The sequence below is a fragment of the Alteromonas sp. 1_MG-2023 genome (genome assembly GCF_030547075.1).
In the GTDB taxonomy this organism is placed as follows: domain Bacteria; phylum Pseudomonadota; class Gammaproteobacteria; order Enterobacterales; family Alteromonadaceae; genus Alteromonas.
In genome coordinates, this window is record NZ_JAUOQH010000007.1 from 99,482 (window position 1) to 125,122 (window position 25,641).

Here is a 25,641-nt window from a genome sequence, read left to right on the forward strand (position 1 = left end):
TCGTTCCTAAATTGAATTAAAGGTGTCTGATAAGATTGGTAGTAACAACTGCAGCACTCATAAAAATAAGTGTGGCTACTATTGAACGTTTTGAAAGTCGAGAGAGCCCCGCTACGCCATGACCAGAAGTACAGCCGCTACCTAAACGGGAGCCAAACCCAACCATCAAGCCAGCTATTATCAACCAACCGGGGCCTACTTGGGTTTCAACAGGAAAGCCGCCCCAAAATACGAAGTACATGATTGCAGCCAGAATGATGCCGGCTAGAAAAGCTAGCCGCCAATGTCGCTCGAAACCTTGTTTCGTCATTGCACCAGCAGAAATACCCGAAATCCCTGCAATACGACCGAGCGTCAGTAATAGTAAAACTACTGATGCTCCGATAAGAATGCCGCCCGCTAAACCAGCCCAGGGTTCAAACGGGGTAGTCGTCCAGTTGTCCATTATCTCTCCTAAATTTCTTTGTGCGAGGATACGTTATCACTAATGTAAATCACTCAGCGCGATACCGTACACGTGGAAGCCCAGTTCCAGTCTTAAGTGCTTGATGACTGAAACAAGCTCAGCGTTATCTTTATATTCAGCAAAGTGAATATAATAACATAAGACCCTAGCATACTACGGGTTTGTAGTCTGATCATAATGCGCTTTCATCGCTAGTTCGCTTTTTATTCTAGCCTCTATTTAGCCAGATTATTCCGCCCCATTATTCTCATCGTAATACCACTGAAACATAAACACTTTAGCTTTATAGAATTCGAGTCATTGTGTGTGAATTAGACCCGTTCACAAAACTGAGTAAAGCGAGTTGATATAGTTTTATATGAAAAAACTGAAACGCTATCAATACGAGCGATATGCCATTCTTTGCCAACTTGCCTACCCCGATGCCGAAGCGCATTATCGTCAAATACTCAACCCCTTTTACGAACGTCACCTAGTCGATAAATATGGCAGGATGAGCGTGAGGATATTGTGGGTGGATAATAAAAAAGAAGCCATCGTGGTATTTAGAGGGTCGCTAGGCGTTAGAGACTGGTTAGCTAATTTGGTATTTCTGCCTACTAAAATTAAACAAATAGATAAAAAATTCTATGTGCATTGGGGTTTTAAGCGATTGTTAAATCAACCTATGTATTCAAGTACAAAAACTATTGACCAAGCACTGCCGTTACGGGAGCTACTGGTTAAAGTACTAGAACCTCTGCAAAAGAAAGGTAAGCGTTTTACGTTTATTGGGCATTCCTCAGGGGGCGCAGTGGCGGTACTAATGGCCGATTATTTCGAGCGAAAAAATGCGAAAGCCGTTAAGCGTGTCGTAACCTTTGGTCAACCTGCAGTGGGCAGTCGTTCGTGGTACAAAAGTTATCTCTTACACCATAAAACATATCGTATTTGTTGCGATTTAGACGTAGTCACGTTTATGCCCCCCTTCCCTTTCTATTTTTGGCATGTAGGTAAAATGCTATGGCTGCATGACGATCAAATTTATGAAAACACGCCTACGCATGAGCGCTTTTTAAAATCGTTACGTAGTTGGCTACTGCGGCCTATTACCTACCACTACATGCGAAAGTACATCAGAAATAAATCACTATTTGATGAGCATTAATACGTGGTCATACTTAGAATTCAGTAATTTATTAACTTACAAAACAAAAAACCGACACTAAGTCGGTTTTTTTATTTAAACGTATTGTTAAACGGACGCGTTAACTAGAATGCTTAAGGCGCTCGATAAAGCTATCGAACACCTTCATCATACAAAGCACATATTTAACGCGCCTTGTTTTGCACACTCTATTTTGCGGGCCATACTTTATGGACTTAGCCGGCTTACAAGCAGCCTACAAACTGTCTAAATCGTAAACGCCCTTTTCAGCAAGTGCTTCATTTACTGGCTTAACGTTTTCTTTAAATAGAACTTCTAACTGCAGTTTGTACTTTTGCCATCTGGCTTCTAAATCGTCTAAACGCTGCACGGCCCCAGCCTGCGCTGGCGCGCCGGTTCTATCGAAGTTATCCATTAAAAAGCGCACTTGCCTGTCTAGCATGTTAGGCCAGTTAATATCATCTTCGAATGTTTGGTGCTTAGGTTGAATAACCAATGCTTCCCAATCATCAATAGCACTGACAATACGGTCAATTGATGCCGATACTTCACTGGCTAGTATCACATTCGACTCAGTAACCCCATTTAGCGTTGCACGCACGTTCCGGGCTTTTTGCAGATGTTCAAATAGCTCATTTAATAAAGCTTCACTGGCCTGAATACTTTGCTCTACCACCTGTAATTGGGCAGCGTTAGCTTCTTCCCGTGGATCAGGTAACACCTTAAATGCTCTGGTTTGAGAGTGCTCGCCCACCGTAATAGTCGCTTTATAGTCGCCAGGCATTACCCTAGCGCCTTTCCACCCACCGAATAGCTTTACATTATCAATACATTGCAAAGGTGAACGACGTAAATCCCACACAAACTGGTTATAGCCTTCTTTTGTAGAGGGGTGTTTAAACTTCAACGGGCTTCGTGCATCTTCGTTACCCTTAGCACACTTTTCAAACGCATCTGCGGTTGACGATAACGTGCGCACAAGTTGATTTTTCGAATCAAAAATATCGATGCGAAGGCTGTCGCTCTCTTCAAGCTCATCTTTTAAGTAGTAACGAAAGGTGGCACCACGAGCGGGGTTTTTCGCTTCCGGTTGGCCGCTCATATTACCGCCTGATAACAAACGCACACCATCAACAGGGCTAAATTGAAACAGCGCTTCATTATGTAATGAACCACTGACTTCACGCAGCGGGTTTATGTCATCCAAAATCCAGAAGCCACGCCCTTGGGTTGCTACCACTAAGTCATCACCTTTTACCTGCATATCGGTAATTGCGACAGGCGGTAAATTAAGCGCCATCTTCTGCCAGTTATCACCATCATCGAAACTAACGAACATACCGCTTTCTGTACCCGCGAACAGCATTCCTTCATGTTGCTTATCTTCGCGTACCACGCGTACAAACGCATCTTCAGGCAGGCCTTTATCTATACGACTCCAGCGCTTGCCATAGTTTTCCGTTTTATAAATATAGGGCTTATAGTCATTCAATTTATAGCCGGTAACGGCCACATAGGCTTTACCTTCAGCATGAACGCTTAACTCAATAGCATTAACCTGAGCTTCTTTTTTATGAGGCGTTATGTCTTTCCAGTTTTTGCCTTCATCTGTGGTTAAATGTAATTTGCCATCATCTGCACCTACCCATAGTTCACCTGCGTTCGCTGGCGATTCAGCAATATAGAAAACGGTATTATAATATTCGGCACCTGCTTGTTCATTGGTGATAGGTCCACCGTTTAAGCCCTGCTTTTCTGTATCGTTGCGCGTTAAGTCTGGGCTAATTTCTTGCCAATTTACGCCTCTATCGGTGGTTTTTAAGATCATTTGTGTACCGTAGTACACCGTTTTGGGGTCGTGTTGCGACACCAGTACCGGTGCATTCCAGTTGGTACGGTATTTCTGATCTCGTGCGTTTCGCCCAAACACATATTCAGGGTAAGGCATGATAGGACGAGTAAGACCTGTCTCTTTGTTGAACTCAGTTAATGTGCCATTGATAGTGGTGGCGTAAATAAGCGTAGGGTTGTCTGCATCAAACGCGATATGGGCACTTTCTCCGCCACCTACGGCGAACTGCTCTGCTATTCCAATGCCTGCATCGTAGGTAGAAGAAGGCGTAGCCATAGTCGTGTTATCTTGCTGCCCGCCATAAACATGGTAGGGTTCAAGGTTATCGGTCACTACACGGTAAAACTGCGCAGTAGGTTGGTTGTAAATACTAGACCAAGACTTACCACCATCAAAGGTTACGGTTGCCCCACCGTCGTTGGCATTAATCATATTCAGGCTGTTTTCAGGGTTAATCCACATATCGTGGGTGTCACCGTGTGGCAATGATTTTATTTCGAAGGTTTTGCCGCCATCAATAGATTTATGCAACTGTACGTTCATCACGTACAGGGTGTTTTCGTCGTTAGGATCGACCTTAATATGATTGTAATACCAGGCTCTGGCTTTAAGAATATTATCGCCATTCATTAGCTGCCAAGAAGCGCCAGCATCATCGCTGCGATACAAGCCACCTTTGTCAGCTTCAATAATGGCATAAACGCGCTTAGGGTTAGAGGCAGAAATATCAATTCCCACCTTTCCGATAAGCTTGGGCAAACCCTTTTCTAGTTTATCCCAAGTTTCGCCACCGTCAGTGGACTTATAAATACCGCCACCGTCGCCACCTGATTTTACGAACCATGGCGTTCTACCGTGGTGCCACATGCTGGCGTACAACACTCTTGGGTTAGACGGGTCGAGTGCTAAATCTGCCGCCCCCGTGTCGGCATTAACTTTAAGCACATGTTTCCAGCTTTTACCGCCATCGGTCGTTTTAAACACACCGCGAGCTTCATTTGGCGCCCAAATATTACCTTGAACAGACACCCACGCTATATCTGGATTGGTGGGGTGAATGCGAATTTTAGGAATTTGACCACGGTTTTCTAAACCAACTAGCTCCCATGTTTCACCCGCATCGGTAGACTTATATACACCTTTACCATGGCTGGTCGTTACACCTCGAATTGGCCCTTCCCCTGTGCCCACATAAATAACATTGTGATCTGATGGTGCGACGGCAATAGCACCGATACTACCTACTTCAAAGTATTTGTCGGACAACGGCTTCCAAGACATACCGGCGTTTTCTGTTTTCCACACGCCGCCACCTGCAGCGCCCATGTAATAAAGGTTAGTGTTACCTTCAACGCCCGAAACGGCAACAGAGCGTCCCCCCCGAAAGGGGCCTATATTACGATATTCCATTTTATCGAAAAGCTTAGGGTTAACGGTATCTTCTAACGCAAATGCCGGGAAAGAGAGACTAACCAGCGTGTTAATAGATACTACTAAGGCAGCTAGTGTTCGCCGTAATGTCATCATTGAAAGCCTTTTTATATTTAATTGTTTATGAAGGATAGGTGCTTGCGATTTATATAGTGCAACGTATTTAGCCATACGGTAAAGGCTTAAATATCTAATTCATTAATAATTTATATCACTTCCTATAATAGTGGATAAAGCGATGATTTATATTGCCTTAATGCGTTCGCCCGCTTGCTATTTTTTTAAACGTTACCATTGAAGCATAGTGAAGGAATTTAAATTGGTTCGACAACTAAAGCGTCTTGTCGCATCTATCCATGGGAGAGGAAGTGCAAATAGAAAAAGCAGTGCAATATGGATTTTTTTAGCGATACCTTGTTTGCACTTAGCGTGTTTGTAGGTTTCACTTTTATTGTAGGCTTCTTTGCTCTTATGTACCTATGGGCCAGAAAACAAAAAGGGGCTGCAATAGTATTTGGTATGTTGATGCAGATGATTTTACCCGATCCTAAAGTACAGCATACTATCGAAATGGTGGTCGAATCTAAGCAAGAAAAAACTGGTAAAGAAGAAAAAGGTGAAGATGATATAGAAAAGGATGATCTCGATTAGTTGCAGCAAGGCCAATGCTAGCCACTGAAGGTACCAATGCTGACCGCATTCTTCCCTTTGTTCTTGGCACTATATAATGCGTCATCTGCACTCGATAGCATTTGGTTCGCCAGCTCCTGTACCTTTATCGCACTCTGTGTACTCTGCGCATTCGGCGCGCTCTTCACTCTATTCTCATTGCTTAAAGCTAATTGCTCTGAGGTAACACTGACTATGCCAAACGAACAGGAAGTATTAAACGAACAACCTGCTTTACCGAAATCTGTATTTGATATGCCTTTGCGAATTCGTTCGACAGCAGTAGGCGCATAATTTTCATCTTGTTTGTTGGCAAACAGTATTACAAACTCATCCCCTCCCAACCGCGCGATACAATCAGACTGACGAATATTTTCTTTTGTAATGGTAGTTATTTTTGTCAGCAACTCATCACCATTAGCATGACCATATTGATCGTTAACTTTTTTAAAATCATCTATGTCAAACACGCATACTGATAACCAATTTAGCTCACCACGTAGCATTAAGTTCACCGCTTCGGTCAATCGTATCTCTAAGTAACTACGGGAAAACGCTTGGGTTAAATAGTCGTACATGAGTCGGTTGCTCAGTAAGCGTCTTTCCTCATAGAGGTCATCTATATGTAAAACCAGAACCCACGCTATACATGAGGTAACCAAAAATGAACCTACCCAACTTAGTGGCGGTAAATCAACAACCTGAATTCCCGTGAAGGTATCGCAAAGTCCGGTAATCACCCACACCACATTTGCCACCAATAGCAATAACACTGTGTTCGTATTGCTGTTCTCTTGCCTGACACGCTGGCGATTAAACACTCTCACGAGTATGAAAATACAATAGGCGGCGAGTACCAATATCCATACTCCCCACAGCTGGAATACGGGCCCATATTCTAAGCCTGTATAGTACTTGGAGGTTGAGTAGAAAGCATGGTTAAGAAAGTATTGGTTAGGTACAATGGCTAACAGGGAAAAAGCACCGCAGATAACATAACAGTACTGCAAAAAGATGGGCGCTTTGTACTGGAAAAAAGCAATGTAGAAATGCAGGCTTAATACAATGGTGAACATGGCCGTAATAACGGTTACTCGGTTGGATATGCTCAAATAGAAAAGGTTATCGCTTGAATTGACGAGCACCCCAAATGCGCCAAAAAAGACGCCACTTGTTAAAGCCGCTAGGGCAAATATCAGGTAATACTTAACTTGCTCTTCATGGCGGGACGTTAAGCGATAGTATAAAAGCATGAAGAAAAAGCTTAACAGGAAGCAAATACTAGCAGTAATAAATAAGGGTAATGAAAATACGTGAACCATACTATGCAATCATCTCCCCTACTCCTTTTATTTTGTACCTTTGGGCCGGTGAAATCCATACCACCTGTTCAGCAAAGTGCGCTTAACAGCTCACCACTCATGTAATAGGTATGTTAACGCAACCCCGTACCCTTTATATAGTGCATTTATGTCGATTTGATAAGTATTTAGCAGTGATGATACTTGGCTACCCGTTGTTGATACTTCACGCTAAATTCATCATTTGGCCAGCCAGGCTGCCATTCGAAAAGCCAAGCGTTATTTAGAGAACCCACGCGTCGATGGCGCGCAGATGACACAACACCAACGCAACAAAAGCTCTTGCGAAAGAATGGCTAAAACGAGTGTGCCCCCAGTTATTGGAATATCCAATAACTGGGGGCAATGCAAAAGTTAGTTTTCTTGGAATATGCTAGCGCTCGTTACAGCGCCGCCTTCCATGCGGATTCGGGTAAAAGATAAAGCCCATTTTTATGGGTACTGCCTTCACCTACAATATGCCCAATACCGGCTGCCATTACCGCCAAGGTAACGTCGAAAGCATTCAAGCTATCACCATAGCCTGCAGTAAGGTTAAACATAGAGCCATCAGCCAGTAAGAATAGGGTTTTGCCATTTAGGTTATAAGCATTCACGTAAGGCATGGGTTCACTGTGATTGGCATTTGCTTTAAGGTATGGCACATCGATTTCTTGTGCTACATGCCCAACGTTTAATATAAAGGTGCCTTCTTTCATCGCATCCAAATGTTTTGCACTTACTACACCGTAACCGCCTGTGGCAGTAGCAATAACATCGACATCTTTTACTGCGCTGGCCAAATCAACCACAGGCCAGCCATCGTATTTAGCTTGTAGCGCCCGAGCAGGGTCAAGCTCAGCTACTTGCACTTGTGCTCCAAAAGCCTTTGCTGATGCCGCAACCCCCTGCCCCACTAAACCATAACCTATTACCACCACAACTTTTTCATGCAAGGTAAGATGGGTGGTTTGGAAAAAGGTTTGCCAAGCGCTTAAACCCACCATATGACGATTGTGTAAGCCTTCTTTAACAGGTAAATCGTCCCAGTTAAAAATAGGATATTCAGGCTGCATACCGTTCAATCGCGTAATACCTGAACCTGTGGCTTCTAAGCCAGCCACAATATTCGGCACCTTCAAGCCTGCTTGCACTTTTTCATGTAAGCGCGTGGTTAAATCAGCCCCCATTTCACATAAATGAGTGGGTTGCCATTCTAATGCTTTGTCGAAAGATTCTGACCAATCAGCGTTGCTCATGTCTCGCCACGCGTGTGCCGTTGCCCCTTTATCTACCAAATACTTCACTACGTCATCTTGAACTGTAGTGGGGTTACAGGTTGTTAGAAAAACCTCACACCCGCGAGATAATAACCCTTCAACCAAAGGAGCCATTTTCAAATCTAGGTGCATATTACAGGCTAGCTTAATGCCGTCTAAGCTAGGAAGAGAAGAAATAGCTTCACGAGTGCGCGGCATATGTAAGCTGGCCCAAGAAAGCTCAGCTTGAAAATCTTGATACATAAAAAGTCTTATTCTCAGAAAAAACAAAGCACTATAGTACGCCACAATATCTTTATCCTACAACTAACAATCTAGCTTTACCCTGTTAAGGCAAAACCTTGATATACATAGAAATAGTTTTTATATCGCTAGACTGCGCCAGATTCTGCACTTTGGGTTAGCGGAATTCGTTCTGCAGTGCTAGCTCAGAGGTGCTGACTCAGAGGTATAAGCTAGGCGCCGTAATTCCAGCGCATTGAATTTTGTATTAAGAGTTTTTACTCAGAAGCTCGCTATCATCTTCAAAACTTCCAATAGTTTAATTTCTTTCTAATTTTAAAGTTTCTTAGTAGGTTTATAGGCTTTTTATTAGTCCAATTACTACTAACCATTTCTTCAACCGCTTTCACTACTCGATAAGAAGACTTTCCATCTAGGTAAGGAGTTATTGAAGGCCCGTATTGCTGAATGCTGTCTAGAAGTTCTTGTGACGGTGACAGAGCTTTAGTTATTGCGCCTTCTAGTGCGTCACTTTCGGTTATATTAATAAAGCAATCTAACGGTGTGCTGTTGTTCACGGTAACAACTGGCTTGTTTAACAATAGGAACTCTTGGAATACAGAGGAATTATCACAAACCATAACGTCAGCTCTGTGCAACGCTTCAATAACTTGATTGTTTTCAAAAAATTGTAAGTTTTCACTTTCCAATGCTTTGTATTTTTGAACGGTGGAAGCTGCCATTTTCGGATGTAGTGTGACTAACCATTGCCACTTACCAGTTTGGCTTAACCGTTTAACTTGTTCATAGACAAGTTCCGCGCAGGACAGCGCAGTTGAAAACGTAGAGCCAAATAGTATCTGCGGTTTATCGAAATGCTCTTTTGGCTGGTACTGAAACAAAGAATCTAATTTCACCCAGCCTGTTTCAACTACTTTATAATTGCCTTTATTGCTGCTGGTTAATGTACCTGTCCGTCCTGGCCCTTCTGTACAATACAGGTCAAACATACCTCGTTCAGGATAAATATTTCCCCGCTTGCTTTGGTTGAGGCCGTGGAACACTTGTACTTTTATGCCCGAAATGAAATTGGGCACTCTATCACCAGGGGCAAATACCGCATCAGGCTCATACGCTACCGCCTGCTCAATAGTGGTTAGTTTTTGTTCTTCAGAATGCAAAAAATGCGCTGAAGCATCCTTACCCACCACTATCCATTTAACTTGGTGGCCGTGTCTAATCGCTTCATTTTGTATAGGGCGAAGTATATCGAAGGAGTAATTTTGCTCTACATATAAGAGAAACTTTAAAGGTTTCCCCATGGTACTTGATGGCGATGCATGCATGTTCTTACCCTTTAATTTCAAACTAAAACCCAAACCAAAAAAAGAATAGTAATGAGACAACAGCTTTTTAGCAAACTGCGAACAAATGATAGACAAATTTAGTGCTTTAAGAGTGTCTTTTGCTAATGCATTTTGTACGTATTTCTATTAATTCCTTTTAACACTTCGTCTGCGATCAATCTCCATACAAGATACGTATACAGCGCTGAAACGTTGGTTTGAATAGTCGTTTGGTTTAACAAGCTATTCGGCAATAAGTCGACAATAAGCCACCAGCTATATGCAATAAACATTAAGGGGAAGAAAGTGTCATCTGAATTATATAACTCACGGGTAGTTGCGGCGCTGAAAAATGGATTTATTGCAGACGCATTGGCAATGCCGGTGCATTGGTATTATAAACCTGCAGATATTTTAAGAGACTTTCCTGGCGGTGTGCAGCAATTCGAGAGTGCGCCTTCTTTTCACCCATCTTCAATTATGTCTTTGCATTCTACCAGCGAGGGGGGTCGCGCTAAAGCATCTAAGCCATCATCAAACCAAGCAGCTATAAACATTGTCGGCGACGTTATTTTAAAAGGTAAGCGCCAATATTGGACTGGCGCAAACCAACATTACCATCAAGGTATGGAAGCGGGAGAAAATACCTTAAACGCCCATTGCGCTAGAGTAGCACTGCGGGCTTCAGCCGGTATTTATCAACAAGATGCTTTTTTAGATGGGTATATAAAACTGCTATGTTCCGATGAACCGGCTCACCCCGATACTTATGCTGAATCTTACCATCGAGGCTTTTTTGCTAACCTAGCTGCCGGAAAACCTGCCAACGATTGCGGCGCAGTTACTCACGATACCGCATCTATAGGCGGTCTTGTCACCATTGGTCCTGTGGCACTTAGCTGTGCCCTTAAAGGTAATGCACTGAATGACATTCAACGTCTCTGCAGAAATCACTTGTATTTGACTCACCCCAGTGAAGACCTTGGTGCGGTTTGTGATGATTATGTCGAACTGCTGTATCGATTGCTCTATCGCAGTGATGAATCTCCCCTCGCTATACTTGAAAATATTGCCCTACGAGGGAGTCACCTTTCTTTAATAAAGCTAGTCGCCAAGAATAAAAGTGATATCGAAATAGTGGGCCATCAATACTCTCCTGCGTGCTACATTTCTGATGCATGGCCCAGTGTGTTGTATTTTGCCTACCGCTATGTAGAAGATGGTAAAAAAGCACTCACTGCCAACACTAATGTAGGGGGTGATAACGTGCACCGCGGTTTTGTATTGGGTACAATCATGGGTTTAATTGAAGGCGAGCCAATTCGCGATATGTTTGAACAACTTGCTGATGCAGAAAATATAGAGTATGAAATTCAGCAAGCGTGTAAAAATGAATAATAAACCTTTAGAATTTTTAGATTAAAAGCACGGATACCCCAGCAATGACGATAGAGCGAATAGAAACAAAACAGCGTATGAGCCGCATAGTAAAACACAACGGCACTATCTATTTATGCGGCCAGGTTTGCGCCGATGCTACCCAAGGCATTACCGAACAAACTCAAACGATGCTAGATAAAGTAGATACCTTGCTAGCTCAGGCAGGTAGCGACAAAGAACATATTTTATCTGCCACTATTTATATCAAAAGCATGGAATATTTTGCCGAGATGAACGCGGTTTGGGACAACTGGGTGCCAGAAGGTCATGCCCCTGCTCGCGCTTGCGTTACCGCTGACATGGCTCGTGAAGCATTGTTAGTTGAAATAACCGTTGTCGCGGCTGAGAAATGCTCATAACTCGCGCTTTAAAACTTCCCTCGAGAGCCTCTTAAAAAGGCTCATCTATGGCTTTACTTGGCTCGGTGAACCACACTGCGCCAGTTTCAGATACGTAGAAATGATCTTCCAAGCGAATGCCAAACTCGTTGGGCACTACTATCATGGGTTCATTGCTAAAGCACATTCCGGGTGCCAGAGGATGGGGATTATCCTTTACTAGATATGGCCACTCATGAATATCCATACCAATGCCATGCCCTGTTCTATGGGGCAAACCTGGAAGATTGTAATCTGGGCCTAAGTTATCGAATTCTAGGCTGTCTCGCGCGGCTTTATCAACATCGCCACAGGGTACGCCAGGTTTCACTGCATTGAATGCAGCGAACTGTGCGCGCTTTTCACTTTCCCACATTGCTTTTTGCTTAGCCGTTGGCGTACCAAAGCAATAGGTTCGCGTAATATCCGATAGATACCCATGCACTTTACAGCCGGTATCAATAAGCACCAAGTCGTTGTCTTTCAATACTTGCGGATCTTTTACCCCATGCGGAAACGACGTTGCTTTGCCAAATAGTACAATACAAAAGTAGTTTCCGGGGGCACCTACTTTTTTGTGAGCATCCTCGATAAAGGCTTCTACTTCCGTTGTCGTTATCCCCGTATACAGCATACTCGCTGTGGCTTTATGTACCGCAAGGGTCATGTCCATAGCACGTTGAATAAGCGCAAGTTCATTAACCGATTTATGCATTCGGCAGTGTGCAGTTACCTCTGCACCATTGATAATGTTAGCGTCTTCAGGCAGCGCTTTATTGAACCCATCAACAACGAAGAACTGGGTCGATTCATCTACAGCAATATTGTTACCACCAGTGGTATCAATAGTTCCCAGTAATCGAGCAACCAATGCATAAGGGCTTTCATGCTCTTGCCAACCAATAATGTCACCCTCGATGAGTTTACGTTCCTCAAGGGAGTCTATTTCAAAGAATGGCGCTACGTAGACAATATCGCCAGAAGCAGGAAGTATCGCTCCCACCAGACGTTCGCTGGCATACCATTGCATACCCGTAAAGTAAGATAAGTTAGTACCCGCATTAAGATATAGCGCACCTATACCATTTTGCTTCATATACTGCTGTGCTTTATCTATACGAGATAAAAATTCACTTTTTTGAATAGGTGTTATGTCGCTAGTCATATTTGAAAGACTATGCAGAGCCTCTTCTTTTGTTTTTCCGCCGATACATGTCGTCATAGCCTGCCCTTTTAATTTTGTGCGTGGATAAAGCAAGAGCACTGTACAACAATGATGTAGAAAGTCGAGGTCATGAGCACTTCAACGCTTACTAAAGACACTTAGAATTCAACACTACAACACTCAACGTAAATCATGGTATTTTCTATAAATTACAAATAGTTTCCTACTTAAAACCAATATTGATAAAGGAGTTCAAGCGTGGCGCTTACTCAGATGCAGATAATTCAATCGCTAGGCGAAGCAATGACACATTGGTGTTTTGAATAATAATGGCAACCCCTATAACACCCGCCAACTTGGAAGCTTGATTATCAATACGCTTCAAGAATAACAGCAGACGAAAAGCATAATTTTCACTCCACACGTCCTTAATTTAGTTTTCTTTTAACTAAACTAACTGCTTAGGAAGTGTAAGCAGGAATGTGGTATCAAACTCGCTTGATTTATCTGTAGGCGCTAATGCCAATGTTCCTTGCATTTTTTTCGCTAAGTTAAAACAAACAGACAGGCCTAGCCCTGTACCTTCACCAACATCTTTGGTGGTGAAGAAGGGGTCAAAAATATGCTTACGACTGCTTTTTTCTATACCACCTGCATTATCTGAGACACTGATTAGAGTAGAATTTTGCTCTTCTACAATACTCACCCTGATAATTTTCTGTTGAATATGCCTACCTGACGTCGCGTGAGCTTGGATAGCATTTTTAATAAGGTTTGTTAATATCTGCTGAATAAACCCTTTATGGGAGGTGATCTCAATATCAGTTTCTAAGTTCAATTGGACGTCAACTTCTTCACTGAGTTCGTACTTAAGCATACGCACAGTTTCTTTAGTCACCTCACTAATGTTTAATAGCTGGCTTTCAAGTGACTCTTTACGAGAGTAGCTTCCTAAATCGCTAATAATATCTCTTACTCTAAGTAATCCCTCTTTAGAATCGTGAACTAGTGCTTTGATGTCTTCAGTTACAAAATCAATATCACTGGTTTGTTTAAAGCTTTTAATTGATTGTGTAAGCTTTTGATCCACGGGCTCTTCAATCTGGTTGATTGATTGAATAAGTTGTTCGTGCAAATCCACCATACTAATTAATGTTTCTATATAATGGTCAAGGGGATCAAAGTTACTAATAACAAACGCTAAAGGATTATTAATTTCATGCGCAATCCCTGCTGCCATTTGCCCTACAGATGCCATTTTTTCAGAATGAACCAAATGGTTCTGAGTGATTTGAAGCTCGGCCAATGTTTCTTTTAAACGCTGATAATGCGTGGCCATTCGCGTCTCGGCAAATCGACGCTCTAGTATTATTTTGAGCTGTAAGGATGCGTCACGCATTACGTTTAGTTGCGTAGTAGATACACTGTCTAGTCCCTCATCACTGATGAAACAAATAATAGAAGCCAGGTTATTGTTGTACACAATTAATGGGAATACTAAATAGCCAGCGACGGGGTTAGGCAAACGTTCAATTAGTGACTGCATTGGCGCAAGCGCTGGTGACAACTCGACCACCGGGGCTTTACATTGTAACGCTAAGTCAATGATATATTGCTTTGTACCTTTATCTACTGCATCGAGTTGGCTTTGGGCTATTGATGGCGTCGATGTTTTTACATTAGTAATTTTAGCGGGTGTAACGACTAACCCACTATGGCCTTCACAAAATTGCAGCAAGGCTTCTGCATAAGAGGCGATTAAAGTCTGAATGTTCTGACGTTGGTGGGAAAATCGGTTCACCGAGGTAAGCATATTTATTTGCGCATCTTTTTCAATGAGATGCTTTTTACTTATATTAATGCGCTTAATAATTCGCGCAATTTTACGTTGCACAAACGAGGCATCTTCGATATCTAATCTAATAACATCATCTATATCGGCCATATTCATTAGTTCACATGACGTAGTTGAAACTGAGTTATCTAAACAAAAAATGAGCGTGCTACTTTGCGAAGCCAGTGACTTCCTTAGGTATTTCACGATATTTATGCTGTCCGACTTACTCTGTCCGTCTATTATATGAAAAAATAGCTTTTCAGGCGTGTTCGAACGCAGTGCTTTTTTTAGCTTCTTGGCTGATGAATAACAGTGGGTGTCGAGACCTTCGGGTATAAATGCAGCCAACTCAGATGGCGCGTTAGTGTATATCATTGCCATTTGAGGCAAATTAGGATTCACCATAGATTTGAAGATTTCATCCTTTTGCTCTATCTATTCTTAATAAACTTATAGTTTGTTTTTGCAAAAAGGAGTATTAATAACTCTATGAAAAATATAGTGCGCTTAATTTATTTGAGTTCGGCAACCCGAGATATGTCACTTTCAGACATGAAAGATATCTTAACTTTTGCCCGTAAAAATAATCAGTCTTTAGGGATCTGCGGGATGCTCTGCTACGACAACCGCTATTTTGTACAAGCCTTAGAAGGTGAGCGCGAGGCGGTCAATGAGTTATTTTTTCATATTTCAGATGATGCTCGACACTCAGATGTCATTATTACCAGTTACGAATATATCGATAAGCCAACCTTTACAGAGTGGAACATGGGGTACGCGAGTAGCACGCCAATTTTCACTCAGTTGCTCGCTCGATTATCGCAAACTGAATTTGAGCCAACCAAACTCCCCCCTAAGCAAATTTATGCATTACTTAGGCACCTTTCTGCACATCAACAGAAGGTCTAATCTCAACTATTTCACGTTGACAGTTGAAGGTTATTACTTCGCTTCAAGGCTTCAATCTTAGGCGGGAGCATAGGTATTTAATCTATACTGCCGGCTTTCGCTAACTAAGAAAATAATTTAACACTAGCCTTCCCCTTTCAAACTGGGATAAAGGCTAAAAAACTCATCCCAATGCGATATCAAATGCACATTCTCACGATCACATTCTGGTTCAACGGGTAAGTCTTTTAAATGACTGGCGCCGGTGTATTTCACCACTTGCATATCAGCGGCTAGTGCCCCTTGAATGCCCGCTTCTGAGTCTTCGATAACTAAACAATTTTTAGGCTTAATTCCCATCTTTGATGCGGCAAGTAGAAATATATCGGGAGCAGGCTTTCCGTATAGCACTTCTTTGCTTGTGGTAATTCGCCCATCAAAAAACGGCAGTAGGCCTGTTGTCTCTAGCGCAAAAGCAACACGCTCTGGGCTGCTGCTAGTCGCTATGCAGTTTTTAACGTTCAGTTGCGCCAATATAGTATTTAACTGGGGAGTAATTTGTAACTCATCAGCAAACACTCTTAATAGCGCTGTTAAGTAATTATCTCGAAACTCAGCCGGTAGCATTATATTGAAATCAGCTAAAATCTGCTTTTGTGCAGACTCGTAACTTTGGCCTAAAAAATACGTATCGAAGTAGTTGCTTGTAACCTCTATACCTAAATCGGCCAGCATGGCGATGATTACCCGTTTACACAACACTTCGCTATCTATCAACACCCCATCACAGTCAAAAATTACGAGCTGAATGTCTGTATTTTCAAGGGAGTTTTTACTGCTACCCATTTGATATTCCTTGTATCTTTTGCCCTTATAACGTGCAGGTTATTCTTGAATGCAACAACCTGCACATCAATTAAAGACCGTTAGGCTACACGCTCTTCGCCCCAAGAAAGTGAGGGAATGGTTACGCCATCTTTATCAAAATGCATAATTTTGCTTTCTGCGGCAGTCAGGTTAATAGTGTCGCCATAGCTAACAGGACAATCACCATCTGCTTTAACCGTAAGTGTGCCAGCGCCTTCTACATGCACGTGCAAAAAGGTTTCAGAGCCTAGGTGCTCTACTACGCCCACTTTACCACTCCATAACCCTCGCTCTTGGGTAATTTTAAGGTGCTCTGGGCGCACCCCAATAGAGTGAGTGTCGTCGCCTGCTTTCGCTGGCACTTCAATGAAGTTCATTTTTGGCGAACCAATAAAGCCAGCTACAAAGCGGTTAACTGGCTTTTGGTAAAGCTCTAGCGGCGTGCCCACTTGTTCTATAATACCGCCATTAAATACCGCAATACGATCTGCCATGGTCATGGCTTCCACCTGATCGTGGGTTACGTAAATCATGGTGGTATCTAAACTTTTATGAAGTTCAGATATTTCTAGGCGCATGTTAACCCGAAGCGATGCATCTAGGTTAGATAATGGTTCGTCGAACAAAAATGCCGAAGGTTGGCGAACAATGGCACGGCCAATCGCCACACGCTGACGCTGCCCGCCAGATAACTGACCAGGCTTGCGGTCAAGATAATCGGTAAGGTTCAGCATTTTAGCCGCTTTTTCTATTTTTTCATCAATCACCGCAGGCGCAACTTTTGCGCGCTTAAGCGGAAACGCAATATTGCTGCGTACAGACATATGCGGGTATAACGCGTAAGACTGAAATACCATGGCCAAACCACGTTTAGCTGGCGGCATATTAGTGGCATCTTCACCGTCAATATCGATGTTGCCGCTAGTAGTATCTTCAAGCCCTGCAATCATACGAAGCAAGGTAGATTTACCGCAACCCGATGGCCCAACGAATACAATGAATTCACCGTCGCGGATATGTAAATCTAGCGGCTTAATAACATTTACATCGCCAAAGCTTTTAGTCACTTGTTTTAAAGTAATGCTTCCCATTTGAAATACTCCTACTTAACCGCGCCGAAACTTAATCCGCGCACTAATTGTTTTTGACTGAACCAACCAAGAATAAGGATTGGCACCACAGCCATCACAGAGGCGGCTGATAATTTCGCGTAAAATAAGCCTTCTGGGCTTGAATAACTGGCAATAAAGGCAGTTAACGGTGCTGCGTTCGCGGCAGTAAGAATGAGTGTCCAAAAGGCTTCATTCCACGCCAAAATAACGTTTAACAGCAAGGTCGATGCAATGCCGGGTAAGGCGATTGGTAGCAACACATGAAAGATTTCTTCTTTAATACCCGCGCCATCCATACGCGCCGCTTCAAGAATTTCATGAGGGATTTCCCTGAAATAGGTATAAAGCATCCACACCATGATAGGTAAGTTAATTAGTGTCATTACAATCACCAAACCTAAGCGGGTATCTAGCAAACCGAAATCGCGGAATAATAGATAAATAGGAATAAGCACCCCTACTGGTGGAAGCATTTTGGTTGATAGCATCCACATCAATAGGTTTTTAGTACGCTTGGTTTGCACAAATGCCATCGACCATGCAGCCGGAATAGCAATAAGTAGCCCAAGCAAACTTGCTCCTAATGAGATGATCACAGAGTTCATAAAGTGATCGAAATAAGGTGAGCGTGCTAACACATCTTTGTAGTTCTCTAGCGTCCACTCAAACATGAATAAACTTGGAGTGGCCGAGATAGCTTCCGATTCTGTTTTAAAGCTGGTGATCATGGTCCAAAGAATAGGAAAGAAAATCATCCCACTGATAGTCCACGCTAAAATGGTGTAAACGACTTTTGATTTATTGCTACTGTTCATTATCTAGCCCTCCAAATTCTTGCCAATAAGGCGCATTAAGAAGATGGCAACAATATTGGCAATTATCACAGCCACAATTCCACCTGCTGAACCGCCGCCCACATCAAACTGAAGTAGCGATTGGGTATAAATTAAGTACGTAATATTGGTAGAGGAATAACCTGGGCCACCACTCGTGGTAACCAGAATTTCAGCAAAAATAGACAGCAAGAAAATGGTTTCAATAAGTATTACTGCAGTCACTGCACGTGATAAATGCGGCAATACAATATAAATAAACTTACTGAACGGGCCCGCACCATCTAAGTCAGCTGCTTCTAATTGCTCTCTATCTAGCGATTGAATAGCCGTAAGTAAAATTAGCGCAGCAAAAGGTAGCCACTGCCACGACACAATAATGATGATGGACAGCAACGGAATTTCTGCAAAGAAATCGATTGGGGTTGCACCAAAGAACTCGGCAAGGTGAGCAAATAGCCCATTTACTGGGTTCATGAACATGTTTTTCCACACTAATGCGGAAACTGTCGGCATAACAAAAAATGGTGCCAATACCATTATGCGGACATAGTTTCTGCCCCATATAGCTTGGTCGAGCAATATGGCTAAACCAATACCGCCGCAGATGGTGATAAATAGCACACCGCCTACTAGCAATAAGGTATTAAAAAATGACTCTATAAACGCAGGGTCGGTGAGAAAAAACTCGTAGTTCAAAAAGCCTATAAATTCATTATCGCCAGGCATGAGCAAGTTATAATCTAAAAACGAGAAATATAACGTCATGCAAAGTGGAACAATCATCCAAGCTAACAGCAAGGTGACCGAAGGAAACAGCATCATTTTGGCTAACGTACGAGATTGGGTTGTCGCCATTGCTAAGCCCCTTACAAGTAAAAAATAGTGGGTAAGTGCGCCTTGCACCTACCCGTAGTTAAGGTTTTATTATTTTGGGTAACGTGCTTTACGCATGGCTCTTTCAACTAATCGCTGTGAGCTTTGAAGTGCTTGGTCTACCGTCATGCGGCCCGTTAGTGCTGCACTAAACTGCTGACCTACTGCCGTACCTATTCCTTGGAACTCAGGAATAGCCACAAACTGGACACCCACATAAGGCACAGGCTCTACCGTTGGATTTTTAGGATCTGCTGAGTTGATAGAATCAAGGGTAATTTGCGCAAATGGCGCCGCGTTCATGTACTCAGGGTTTTCGTAAAGTGAGGCACGGGTACCTGGAGGTACATTTGCCCAACCTTTCTTTTCAGCGACTAACGCAGAGTATTCTTTTGAGGTAGCCCAGCTAATGAACTTCATCGCCGCATCACTCTTTTTGCTGCTTGAAGGAATAGCCAATGTCCAAGCCCACAACCAGTTACCGCGCTTACCAAGGCCGTTATCTGGCGCTAGTGCGAAGCCTACTTTGTCGGCAACCTCAGAATCTTTCTCGTTAGTTACAAAACCGCCTGCAACCGTTGCATCAATCCAAATACCGCATTTACCGGTTTGGAACAGCGCTAGGTTTTCATTAAAGCCGTTTGCTGATGAACCTGGAGGGCCATACTTGTCCATTACATCAACATAGTATTCTAGGGTGTCTTTCCATGCTTTTGAGTCGAACTGAGGTTTCCAGTTTTCATCAAACCAGCGTGCGCCAAACGAGTTAGACATAGACGTTAGCAACGCAATGTTTTCACCCCATCCCGCTTTACCACGAAGGCAAATGCCGTAAACGCCTGCATCTTTGTCTGTCATTGCTTCGGCAGCTTCGCGGATAAACTTCCACGTAGGGGCTTTAGGCATTTCAAGGCCGGCTTTCGCCATTAAGTCAGTGCGGTACATTACCATCGAGCTTTCGCCGTAAAACGGAGCTGCATAGAGTTTGTTATCTACCGACAGACCGCTACGAATAGCAGGCAGCAAGTCTTCTACATCGTAATCAGCGCCAAGACCATCAAGTTCTTCTAGCCAACCTTGGTTTCCCCAAATTGGCACCTCATAGGTACCAATGGTCATCACATCGTACTGGCCGCCACCGGTGGCTACGTCGGTAGTAACACGTTGGCGAAGAATGTTTTCTTCTAGCGTTACCCACTTAAGGTCGATACCTGGGTTCTTCTTTTCAAAATCGCTACTAAGCTCTTTCATGGCAATCATGTCGCCATTGTTCACCGTGGCGATAGTAATCGTTTCAGCTTGCGCTGCCGTGGTTATTGCCAATGCGCTGGCAATCACTAAAGATAATTTTTTCAACATTGGGTAGTTCCCCTATAGGTTTTGAAGGGCATGACTTTCCCCTCCCCTCTTTTAGTGGGATTAAAAAGTTATGCGGTTTTCATTACTTAATGTTTAGGTTGGTTTGAAAGTGTTAATGGCTCAGAACAAGCCACTAACACTGTTGAACGTTATTTAATTTTTTAGAACTTCACTGATATTTCAGAGGTGATGCCGTCGAAACCTTGTCCAATTTGGCCACCAGAGTTGGCGCCCTCTTCTTGGTTAACGTATTCCACTTTCCACAAGGTTCTGTCGTTTATCCAGTAACCTGCAGATACTTGCAAGCGTGTTACGTCGTTATCCGATTGTTCAATTAAATCAGATGTATTTTCAGCCTCGGCATAGCGCGCTGCTACGTAAAGCTTCTCTGGAAGAATATATTGCTGGGCTTCTAACACCCAGTACTGCACCGATGAATCACCTTCAATCACTTGGTTTGAATCAAAGGTGGTACCTGTAGGGTCTAGCACACCATCGGTACCGAAGTACGTGATACCCGCTACTGCGTTACCATCGCTATCTGCAAAGGTATAATCGTCAGACGCTTTACCCAACATTACGATAACGCTGGTTTGATCAGACGGCTGGTAAGCTAAGTTCAATTGCATGATTGACTGGTTAAGGCCAGGTAACGCACCAACGTGAGTATCACGCTCGCTAGAGGCTGAAGCAGAGAAGTTATAGTTTTCACCATCACCGAAACGATAGTTGGTAGTGGTTACGCCATCAAGGCTTGCCACACCGTCGGCAAAGACTAACTGGTCACCTTGATTAGCTTTGAAAAGGTTTAAGCCAGCTTTGAAACCGCCTTTAAATTCAAGAGTACCTTGCAAGCGGTAGTTATAACCTCGGTCTTCTTGAAACGCTTCGCCGAAGCTAGACGTAGTCATGTGACCCGCCACGTTATATGAACGCAGAATGCCGCTATCGAAGGTTTCGGTATAGCTCAATTGAATACCATTTTCTGCGGTTGCATAGTCGGTAATACCGTTTCCGATTAACGCGTTACCTTGGTTGTCAGCACCATCTTGGAATCCTTTGAACTGGAAAGGAGATGCGCCAATGTTACCTACACGCAAGATAAGATTTGAATTCTCTTTTTCATAACCAGTAAGACCAAACATATCAAACTCGATGCCAGCGAAATCTTGGTGGAACGAGAAGTCTCTGTCGCCATTGTTACCAAAATCGTTTGGCTCTTCAGCAATATCAATGTCGGCTGTGATGTTGTCAGTAATTTTGAACTTGAACATCAAGTTTACGCGTAAACGGCCAAACCCGTCCGATTGCGTTTCATCTTCAGGGCGAAACGCGCCATCTTTTGCTTGAATAGCCTGATAGTTCTGCATGGCTAGAAAATTAACTTGAACACGACCATCTAAAAACTCGTTAGGTTCACTTGGCGGAACATACATAGGTTTTGCTTCGCTTAGCTCCTGAGCCATCACAAATGATGGCGCCGTAGCCGCCATAACTGCTGATGCCAGTATGCTTAACGCGGCAATTTTAGAATTAGGTCGAGAAGTCGCTTGATGAAGCTGGTTATTTTCTAACATGGTGAACCCTCAAGTTTCTATGTTTGGTTTTATAAAATAATTGGAATTTTCAACAGACTCGTGTCTGTAACTATTCTCTGTTCACTATGAGCATAACCCTCTAGGGCAAACCAATTCGGTCACATGCTCAACATGAGGGCATATGACCATTTTTATTTTTTAACGTCAACAACTTTTTTAACAATTAATTTTCATTTTTTCTTTAATTTATTACAAATTCTTTTATTTCATAAACTTAAATATCAGTTAAGTTTTCTTAAATCGACACTCAATGTAAACAGAATAGATTTAACTGGGGAGGAAATTAGGGTTACTGAAACCTAAAATTAACAATTACAAATCTAAAATTAAGAGCAAAAGTTAACATCAATAGCAATAAATCAGATCAATGCGCTGCAAAATTTTGGATACGGGCAATGGGTAAACTTGTTGATACTGAGTTGTGAACAATTGCCACGAGGGTTATTAAGGAGCCTTGTTAATGAGCGCTGATATAGGGATTATCCATACGAAGCATTAATCACGCACAACGCCGTTACATAAAGTCTGAGCTTATACATAGCGCTTTACGTCCCGCTTTACTTTCCAGATTCGCGCCGTATTGTCACTCTTTTTTGTTGGGTAAGTTGTTCAAGCAAGTCTTTGTTAAAATCACCTCTTAACGCGGTTTCATCATGCACAGACTCTAAACCTACCCAGGTGTTTTTACCTGCGCTTTTAGCCATATATAAACAGGCGTCAGCCATTTCCACTAATTTCTCCCAATGGCATGTTGCCACTTTAGCCGTTACACAGGGGTAACAAACATACCCAACAGAACAAGTTATCGATAATGACGACCCATCATGAATATCGAACTTCGATATATTTATGGCTTTCACTAAACGCCCGGCTAAATTTATTGCACTTTTACGATCAACGAATCGTGCCACAGCAACAAATTCTTCACCGCCCCAGCGAACAATATAATCAGATTGTCGAAATACCTCTTCTAAGCGTTTTGCAAACTCTACAAGCACTTCATCGCCAATTTGATGGCCGTACTTATCATTAATTATTTTAAAGTCATCAATATCTACAATGAAAATGAGTAGGTCTGAACCTATGGGTTTACGACTTTTCCCTTGCCGCCAATCAGAGAACTCTCTGTCACTTAAGGTTATATCTGTTTCAATAAATTTTTGCAGGTAGCGACGGTTTTTGAGGCCTGTAAGGCTGTCGGTTATGCTTTCTGACTCTACTAATTTAAGCGAGTGAATAAGTTGCTGATTTTTCTCACTTAGCTCTCGAGTTTGAATGCGCACTTGCTCTTCTAAGCGCTTATTAACTCTTCGCAATGTGTAACGTCGATAGATAAAAAACAGAAGTGAAAATACGATGAGAATAAAGCCGATGAACACGTTTTTTAATAGTAACTGCTCGTTAAGCTTAGCTTCTTCCAGCGCTTGCTCTTTTGTTTTCAGGTCTAATTCTAGTTTTTTGCGCACGGTTTCCGTTTGTGCCTGTGCTTTCGTTATTGCTTCAACCTTGTTTTCATCGTTAAGTTTTTCTTTCACTCGCATGAGTTCTTTAAGTGACGGGAAAGCACTTTCATACCGGCTCATCGCCTCGAACGAATTAACTTTCACTTCGAAAAAATCGGCTTCAAGTGGCAACCTTTCCGCCTGTTGTGCTTTCTCTATTCCCTGATTGGCATAGCTGATTGCAACATCATAATTTTCAGTCAGTAAGGCGTGTTTTGCAGCAACCACCAGGGCATTTAGTTCAAGTGCAGGGTACCGACCACCTGCGCCCTTCAAAACACTCTGAATAACGTCATTAGCAAGGTTATATTTGCCTGTCGCAATATAAATTTTAGCTAACGTTAGCTTATACATATCGGCATATTCAGCCAACTCTACTTCATTAAACAAGCGAATAGCTTCATTGGCATGTATAGCGGCCTTGTCGTATTCCGACAGGGCTAACAAAGACTCTGCAATTAACGCATTATTAAATGCTATGTTTTGTTTGATACCTAGTTTGGTGTCTATTTCTAATGAACTGTAGAAATATTCTAGCGCGCTTTGGTGATCGCCTAGCTTTGCGTTCAAACCGCCTAGGCTATACAACACCTGAGATGTCTCCGCATCACTTCCTGTAGAAGTCGCATTTTTTAATGCTGTTTGATATGCCGCAATAGCGCCTTCGTAGTCACCGGTAGCCCCTAATGCTAGACCAATGTAACTCCCTACAATGCTTAAATTTTTCTTATCATTTAAGGCATTAAAAATACGATCTGCACGATCGTAGTAATCCAAGGCTAATGGGTAGTCAGATAAATTGTAATAGGAGTAACCGAGCTGTGTGTAAACAAAGGCGATAGCAAAGTCGTTAGACGACCGGGAGTAGGTTAGTTCTGCTGACTTTAATAATTCAATGGCTTCTTGGTAACGATTTCGACTTATCTGATTTTCTGCTGAAATTGTCATTACATCAGCACTAAGCTCGGCGTCGGCTTTCTCTTCAGCAATATATTGCAGTTTACTCGTTAACTGTTCAGCCTCTTTGATATTGCCAGATTCTCTTTCAGAACGAATAGACGACTTTAACGTATCTATATCGTTGATGCTCTGGGCAATAACCTGAGTACTTACAACATAAGTACTTACATAAGCGCTTACAATCAACAAAAAATAAAATATGGATCGCAGGATAAGCATTGAAGTCCTGATACTTTGGGTTTCATCCGATGAACTACTAAAAGAATAGTCACAAATGCTTGGTACTGCACATATTTATTTTGAAATAAGCTAATATCACTTTATGCTGCTTATAAACGCTTTTAAGCAGGTAAACTTCGTGTTGGAGCCGTTTTAAAAATAAAAAAAGCCGAGCGATTTCTCGACTCGGCTGACAAAACGGGGTAACTTTTTTAATCGTATTTTTAGTCGACCTCAATTTCGCCTTCTTCAATGGCCACTATTCTACGATCCTCTACATAGGTTTTTATGGCCCATAGTGTCTCTTGATCTAAAATGGGTTCAGACTGCCCCTCTGGAATACCGCCTAATGCAGGCATACCTTTCGACGATCCAAAGCGAAGGCGTTCTACATACCATTCGTCGTCTTCCATACTTTCTGGGTCAAGCAGACGTAAATCGGGGTTTATACCACCAGATTGCGCGTGAAGGCCATGACAAACGGCGCAGTTATTTGAGTAGGCTGACTCGCCAAATTCATACACTTTCTTGTGGGTTTCCTCATCTAAATCACGATAAGGGTTTTGAAACACCCACCCATCTTCAGACTCATCACCATCGGTAATTTTCTGCATTTCAGAGCTATCTGCACCTTGGGGTGTTACATTGCCATGTGCAGCTATTTTGTGCGCCGTTAAGGCCAGAAAAAGCGTTGTAATTAATAGAGATACTTTTACTTTCATCATTCGTACATCCTCAAAAAGCTGATGAAAAAATTATACTGAATATGATGTTTGGGGTAACTCTACTTTGGTTTTGAAAGGCTCCTCCTTTGGGAGGATAAAGGTTATTTCAGATATAAAAAAAGCCGATACC

At 42.5% G+C, this 25,641-nt stretch carries 20 protein-coding genes; 5 read left to right on the top strand and 15 right to left on the bottom strand.

Annotated features, from left to right (window positions below):
* Positions 1 to 16 precede the first annotated feature (16 nt).
* Positions 17 to 445, bottom strand: a complete 429-nt coding sequence (locus Q4561_RS09540; RefSeq protein WP_303459598.1) for a YeeE/YedE family protein — start codon at positions 443 to 445, stop codon at positions 17 to 19.
* Between the two features lie 379 nt (positions 446 to 824).
* Here Q4561_RS09540 and Q4561_RS09545 point away from each other — a divergent pair, with 379 nt between their 5' ends.
* Positions 825 to 1,613 (top strand): thioesterase domain-containing protein, encoded by a 789-nt coding sequence (locus Q4561_RS09545; RefSeq protein ID WP_303459600.1) that lies wholly within the window; start codon positions 825 to 827, stop codon positions 1,611 to 1,613.
* A gap of 235 nt (positions 1,614 to 1,848) precedes the next feature.
* Here the strand turns inward: Q4561_RS09545 and Q4561_RS09550 are convergent, their stop codons facing one another.
* Positions 1,849 to 4,992, bottom strand: coding sequence for a glycosyl hydrolase (locus Q4561_RS09550; RefSeq protein ID WP_303459602.1), 3,144 nt, complete (start codon positions 4,990 to 4,992; stop codon positions 1,849 to 1,851).
* A gap of 297 nt (positions 4,993 to 5,289) precedes the next feature.
* Between Q4561_RS09550 and Q4561_RS09555 the strand changes: the two genes are divergently transcribed.
* A complete protein-coding gene (locus tag Q4561_RS09555; RefSeq protein ID WP_303459603.1) occupies positions 5,290 to 5,547 on the top strand; it encodes a hypothetical protein in 258 nt (85 codons plus the stop codon).
* Positions 5,548 to 5,564: 17 nt separating this feature from the next.
* On the opposite strand, the gene Q4561_RS09560 is transcribed toward Q4561_RS09555, so the two are convergent.
* The 3 genes from Q4561_RS09560 to Q4561_RS09570 form a co-directional block, all read right to left on the bottom strand.
* Positions 5,565 to 6,818 carry a GGDEF domain-containing protein gene (locus Q4561_RS09560; protein WP_303459605.1) on the bottom strand — a complete coding sequence of 418 codons (1,254 nt, stop codon included), beginning with the start codon at positions 6,816 to 6,818 and terminating at the stop codon, positions 5,565 to 5,567.
* Between the two features lie 491 nt (positions 6,819 to 7,309).
* Positions 7,310 to 8,428 carry an adenosylhomocysteinase gene (locus tag Q4561_RS09565; protein ID WP_303459607.1) on the bottom strand — a complete coding sequence of 373 codons (1,119 nt, stop codon included), beginning with the start codon at positions 8,426 to 8,428 and terminating at the stop codon, positions 7,310 to 7,312.
* A 281-nt stretch (positions 8,429 to 8,709) separates the two neighbouring features.
* Positions 8,710 to 9,753 (bottom strand): CDP-glycerol glycerophosphotransferase family protein, encoded by a 1,044-nt coding sequence (locus Q4561_RS09570; RefSeq protein ID WP_303459609.1) that lies wholly within the window; start codon positions 9,751 to 9,753, stop codon positions 8,710 to 8,712.
* A gap of 306 nt (positions 9,754 to 10,059) precedes the next feature.
* Between Q4561_RS09570 and Q4561_RS09575 the strand changes: the two genes are divergently transcribed.
* Complete coding sequence (locus tag Q4561_RS09575; RefSeq protein ID WP_303459612.1) at positions 10,060 to 11,151, top strand: ADP-ribosylglycohydrolase family protein; 1,092 nt, start codon at positions 10,060 to 10,062, stop codon at positions 11,149 to 11,151.
* Between the two features lie 44 nt (positions 11,152 to 11,195).
* The gene (locus Q4561_RS09580) at positions 11,196 to 11,552 is read left to right on the top strand and encodes a RidA family protein (protein ID WP_303459614.1); all 357 of its coding nucleotides are present in this window, start codon (positions 11,196 to 11,198) and stop codon (positions 11,550 to 11,552) included.
* Positions 11,553 to 11,583: 31 nt separating this feature from the next.
* Here the strand turns inward: Q4561_RS09580 and Q4561_RS09585 are convergent, their stop codons facing one another.
* Both Q4561_RS09585 and Q4561_RS09590 read right to left on the bottom strand, forming a co-directional pair.
* Positions 11,584 to 12,792, bottom strand: coding sequence for a Xaa-Pro peptidase family protein (locus tag Q4561_RS09585; RefSeq protein ID WP_303459617.1), 1,209 nt, complete (start codon positions 12,790 to 12,792; stop codon positions 11,584 to 11,586).
* Between the two features lie 391 nt (positions 12,793 to 13,183).
* Positions 13,184 to 14,977: a sensor histidine kinase gene (locus Q4561_RS09590; RefSeq protein ID WP_303459619.1), complete on the bottom strand. Its 1,794-nt coding sequence runs from the start codon at positions 14,975 to 14,977 to the stop codon at positions 13,184 to 13,186.
* Between the two features lie 84 nt (positions 14,978 to 15,061).
* On the opposite strand from Q4561_RS09590, the gene Q4561_RS09595 reads away from it, so the two are divergent.
* Positions 15,062 to 15,481: a BLUF domain-containing protein gene (locus Q4561_RS09595; protein ID WP_303459622.1), complete on the top strand. Its 420-nt coding sequence runs from the start codon at positions 15,062 to 15,064 to the stop codon at positions 15,479 to 15,481.
* A 123-nt stretch (positions 15,482 to 15,604) separates the two neighbouring features.
* On the opposite strand, the gene Q4561_RS09600 is transcribed toward Q4561_RS09595, so the two are convergent.
* The 8 genes from Q4561_RS09600 to pedF all read right to left on the bottom strand — a co-directional run bounded on the left by Q4561_RS09600 (position 15,605) and on the right by pedF (position 25,511).
* A complete protein-coding gene (locus tag Q4561_RS09600; RefSeq protein WP_303459624.1) occupies positions 15,605 to 16,306 on the bottom strand; it encodes an HAD family phosphatase in 702 nt (233 codons plus the stop codon).
* 80 nt (positions 16,307 to 16,386) lie between these two features.
* The gene (locus Q4561_RS09605) at positions 16,387 to 17,418 is read right to left on the bottom strand and encodes an ABC transporter ATP-binding protein (RefSeq protein ID WP_303459626.1); all 1,032 of its coding nucleotides are present in this window, start codon (positions 17,416 to 17,418) and stop codon (positions 16,387 to 16,389) included.
* 11 nt (positions 17,419 to 17,429) lie between these two features.
* The gene (locus Q4561_RS09610; protein ID WP_303459629.1) at positions 17,430 to 18,254 is read right to left on the bottom strand and encodes a carbohydrate ABC transporter permease; all 825 of its coding nucleotides are present in this window, start codon (positions 18,252 to 18,254) and stop codon (positions 17,430 to 17,432) included.
* Between the two features lie 3 nt (positions 18,255 to 18,257).
* Positions 18,258 to 19,130 (bottom strand): carbohydrate ABC transporter permease, encoded by an 873-nt coding sequence (locus Q4561_RS09615; protein ID WP_303459631.1) that lies wholly within the window; start codon positions 19,128 to 19,130, stop codon positions 18,258 to 18,260.
* 69 nt (positions 19,131 to 19,199) lie between these two features.
* Complete coding sequence (locus Q4561_RS09620; protein ID WP_303459633.1) at positions 19,200 to 20,507, bottom strand: sugar ABC transporter substrate-binding protein; 1,308 nt, start codon at positions 20,505 to 20,507, stop codon at positions 19,200 to 19,202.
* A gap of 161 nt (positions 20,508 to 20,668) precedes the next feature.
* Positions 20,669 to 21,973: a hypothetical protein gene (locus tag Q4561_RS09625; RefSeq protein WP_303459795.1), complete on the bottom strand. Its 1,305-nt coding sequence runs from the start codon at positions 21,971 to 21,973 to the stop codon at positions 20,669 to 20,671.
* Positions 21,974 to 22,662: 689 nt separating this feature from the next.
* Complete coding sequence (locus tag Q4561_RS09630) at positions 22,663 to 24,786, bottom strand: diguanylate cyclase (protein ID WP_303459634.1); 2,124 nt, start codon at positions 24,784 to 24,786, stop codon at positions 22,663 to 22,665.
* Positions 24,787 to 25,010: 224 nt separating this feature from the next.
* The gene (pedF, locus tag Q4561_RS09635) at positions 25,011 to 25,511 is read right to left on the bottom strand and encodes a cytochrome c-550 PedF (protein ID WP_303459636.1); all 501 of its coding nucleotides are present in this window, start codon (positions 25,509 to 25,511) and stop codon (positions 25,011 to 25,013) included.
* Between the last annotated feature and the right edge of the window lie 130 nt (positions 25,512 to 25,641).

Coding starts and splice junctions, on each gene's coding strand:
- Q4561_RS09625 (WP_303459795.1), bottom strand. CDS start 21,973: ATGGCTCAGGAGCTAAGCGAAGCAAAACCTATGTATGTTCCGCCAAGT.
- Q4561_RS09560 (WP_303459605.1), bottom strand. CDS start 6,818: ATGCTTTTATACTATCGCTTAACGTCCCGCCATGAAGAGCAAGTTAAG.
- Q4561_RS09580 (WP_303459614.1), top strand. CDS start 11,196: ATGACGATAGAGCGAATAGAAACAAAACAGCGTATGAGCCGCATAGTA.
- Q4561_RS09620 (WP_303459633.1), bottom strand. CDS start 20,507: ATGTTGAAAAAATTATCTTTAGTGATTGCCAGCGCATTGGCAATAACC.
- Q4561_RS09540 (WP_303459598.1), bottom strand. CDS start 445: ATGGACAACTGGACGACTACCCCGTTTGAACCCTGGGCTGGTTTAGCG.
- Q4561_RS09605 (WP_303459626.1), bottom strand. CDS start 17,418: ATGGGAAGCATTACTTTAAAACAAGTGACTAAAAGCTTTGGCGATGTA.
- Q4561_RS09630 (WP_303459634.1), bottom strand. CDS start 24,786: ATGCTTATCCTGCGATCCATATTTTATTTTTTGTTGATTGTAAGCGCT.
- Q4561_RS09570 (WP_303459609.1), bottom strand. CDS start 9,753: ATGCATGCATCGCCATCAAGTACCATGGGGAAACCTTTAAAGTTTCTC.
- Q4561_RS09555 (WP_303459603.1), top strand. CDS start 5,290: ATGGATTTTTTTAGCGATACCTTGTTTGCACTTAGCGTGTTTGTAGGT.
- Q4561_RS09595 (WP_303459622.1), top strand. CDS start 15,062: ATGAAAAATATAGTGCGCTTAATTTATTTGAGTTCGGCAACCCGAGAT.
- Q4561_RS09550 (WP_303459602.1), bottom strand. CDS start 4,992: ATGATGACATTACGGCGAACACTAGCTGCCTTAGTAGTATCTATTAAC.
- Q4561_RS09615 (WP_303459631.1), bottom strand. CDS start 19,130: ATGGCGACAACCCAATCTCGTACGTTAGCCAAAATGATGCTGTTTCCT.
- Q4561_RS09610 (WP_303459629.1), bottom strand. CDS start 18,254: ATGAACAGTAGCAATAAATCAAAAGTCGTTTACACCATTTTAGCGTGG.
- Q4561_RS09590 (WP_303459619.1), bottom strand. CDS start 14,977: ATGGTGAATCCTAATTTGCCTCAAATGGCAATGATATACACTAACGCG.
- Q4561_RS09565 (WP_303459607.1), bottom strand. CDS start 8,428: ATGTATCAAGATTTTCAAGCTGAGCTTTCTTGGGCCAGCTTACATATG.
- Q4561_RS09545 (WP_303459600.1), top strand. CDS start 825: ATGAAAAAACTGAAACGCTATCAATACGAGCGATATGCCATTCTTTGC.
- Q4561_RS09600 (WP_303459624.1), bottom strand. CDS start 16,306: ATGGGTAGCAGTAAAAACTCCCTTGAAAATACAGACATTCAGCTCGTA.
- Q4561_RS09585 (WP_303459617.1), bottom strand. CDS start 12,792: ATGACGACATGTATCGGCGGAAAAACAAAAGAAGAGGCTCTGCATAGT.
- pedF (WP_303459636.1), bottom strand. CDS start 25,511: ATGATGAAAGTAAAAGTATCTCTATTAATTACAACGCTTTTTCTGGCC.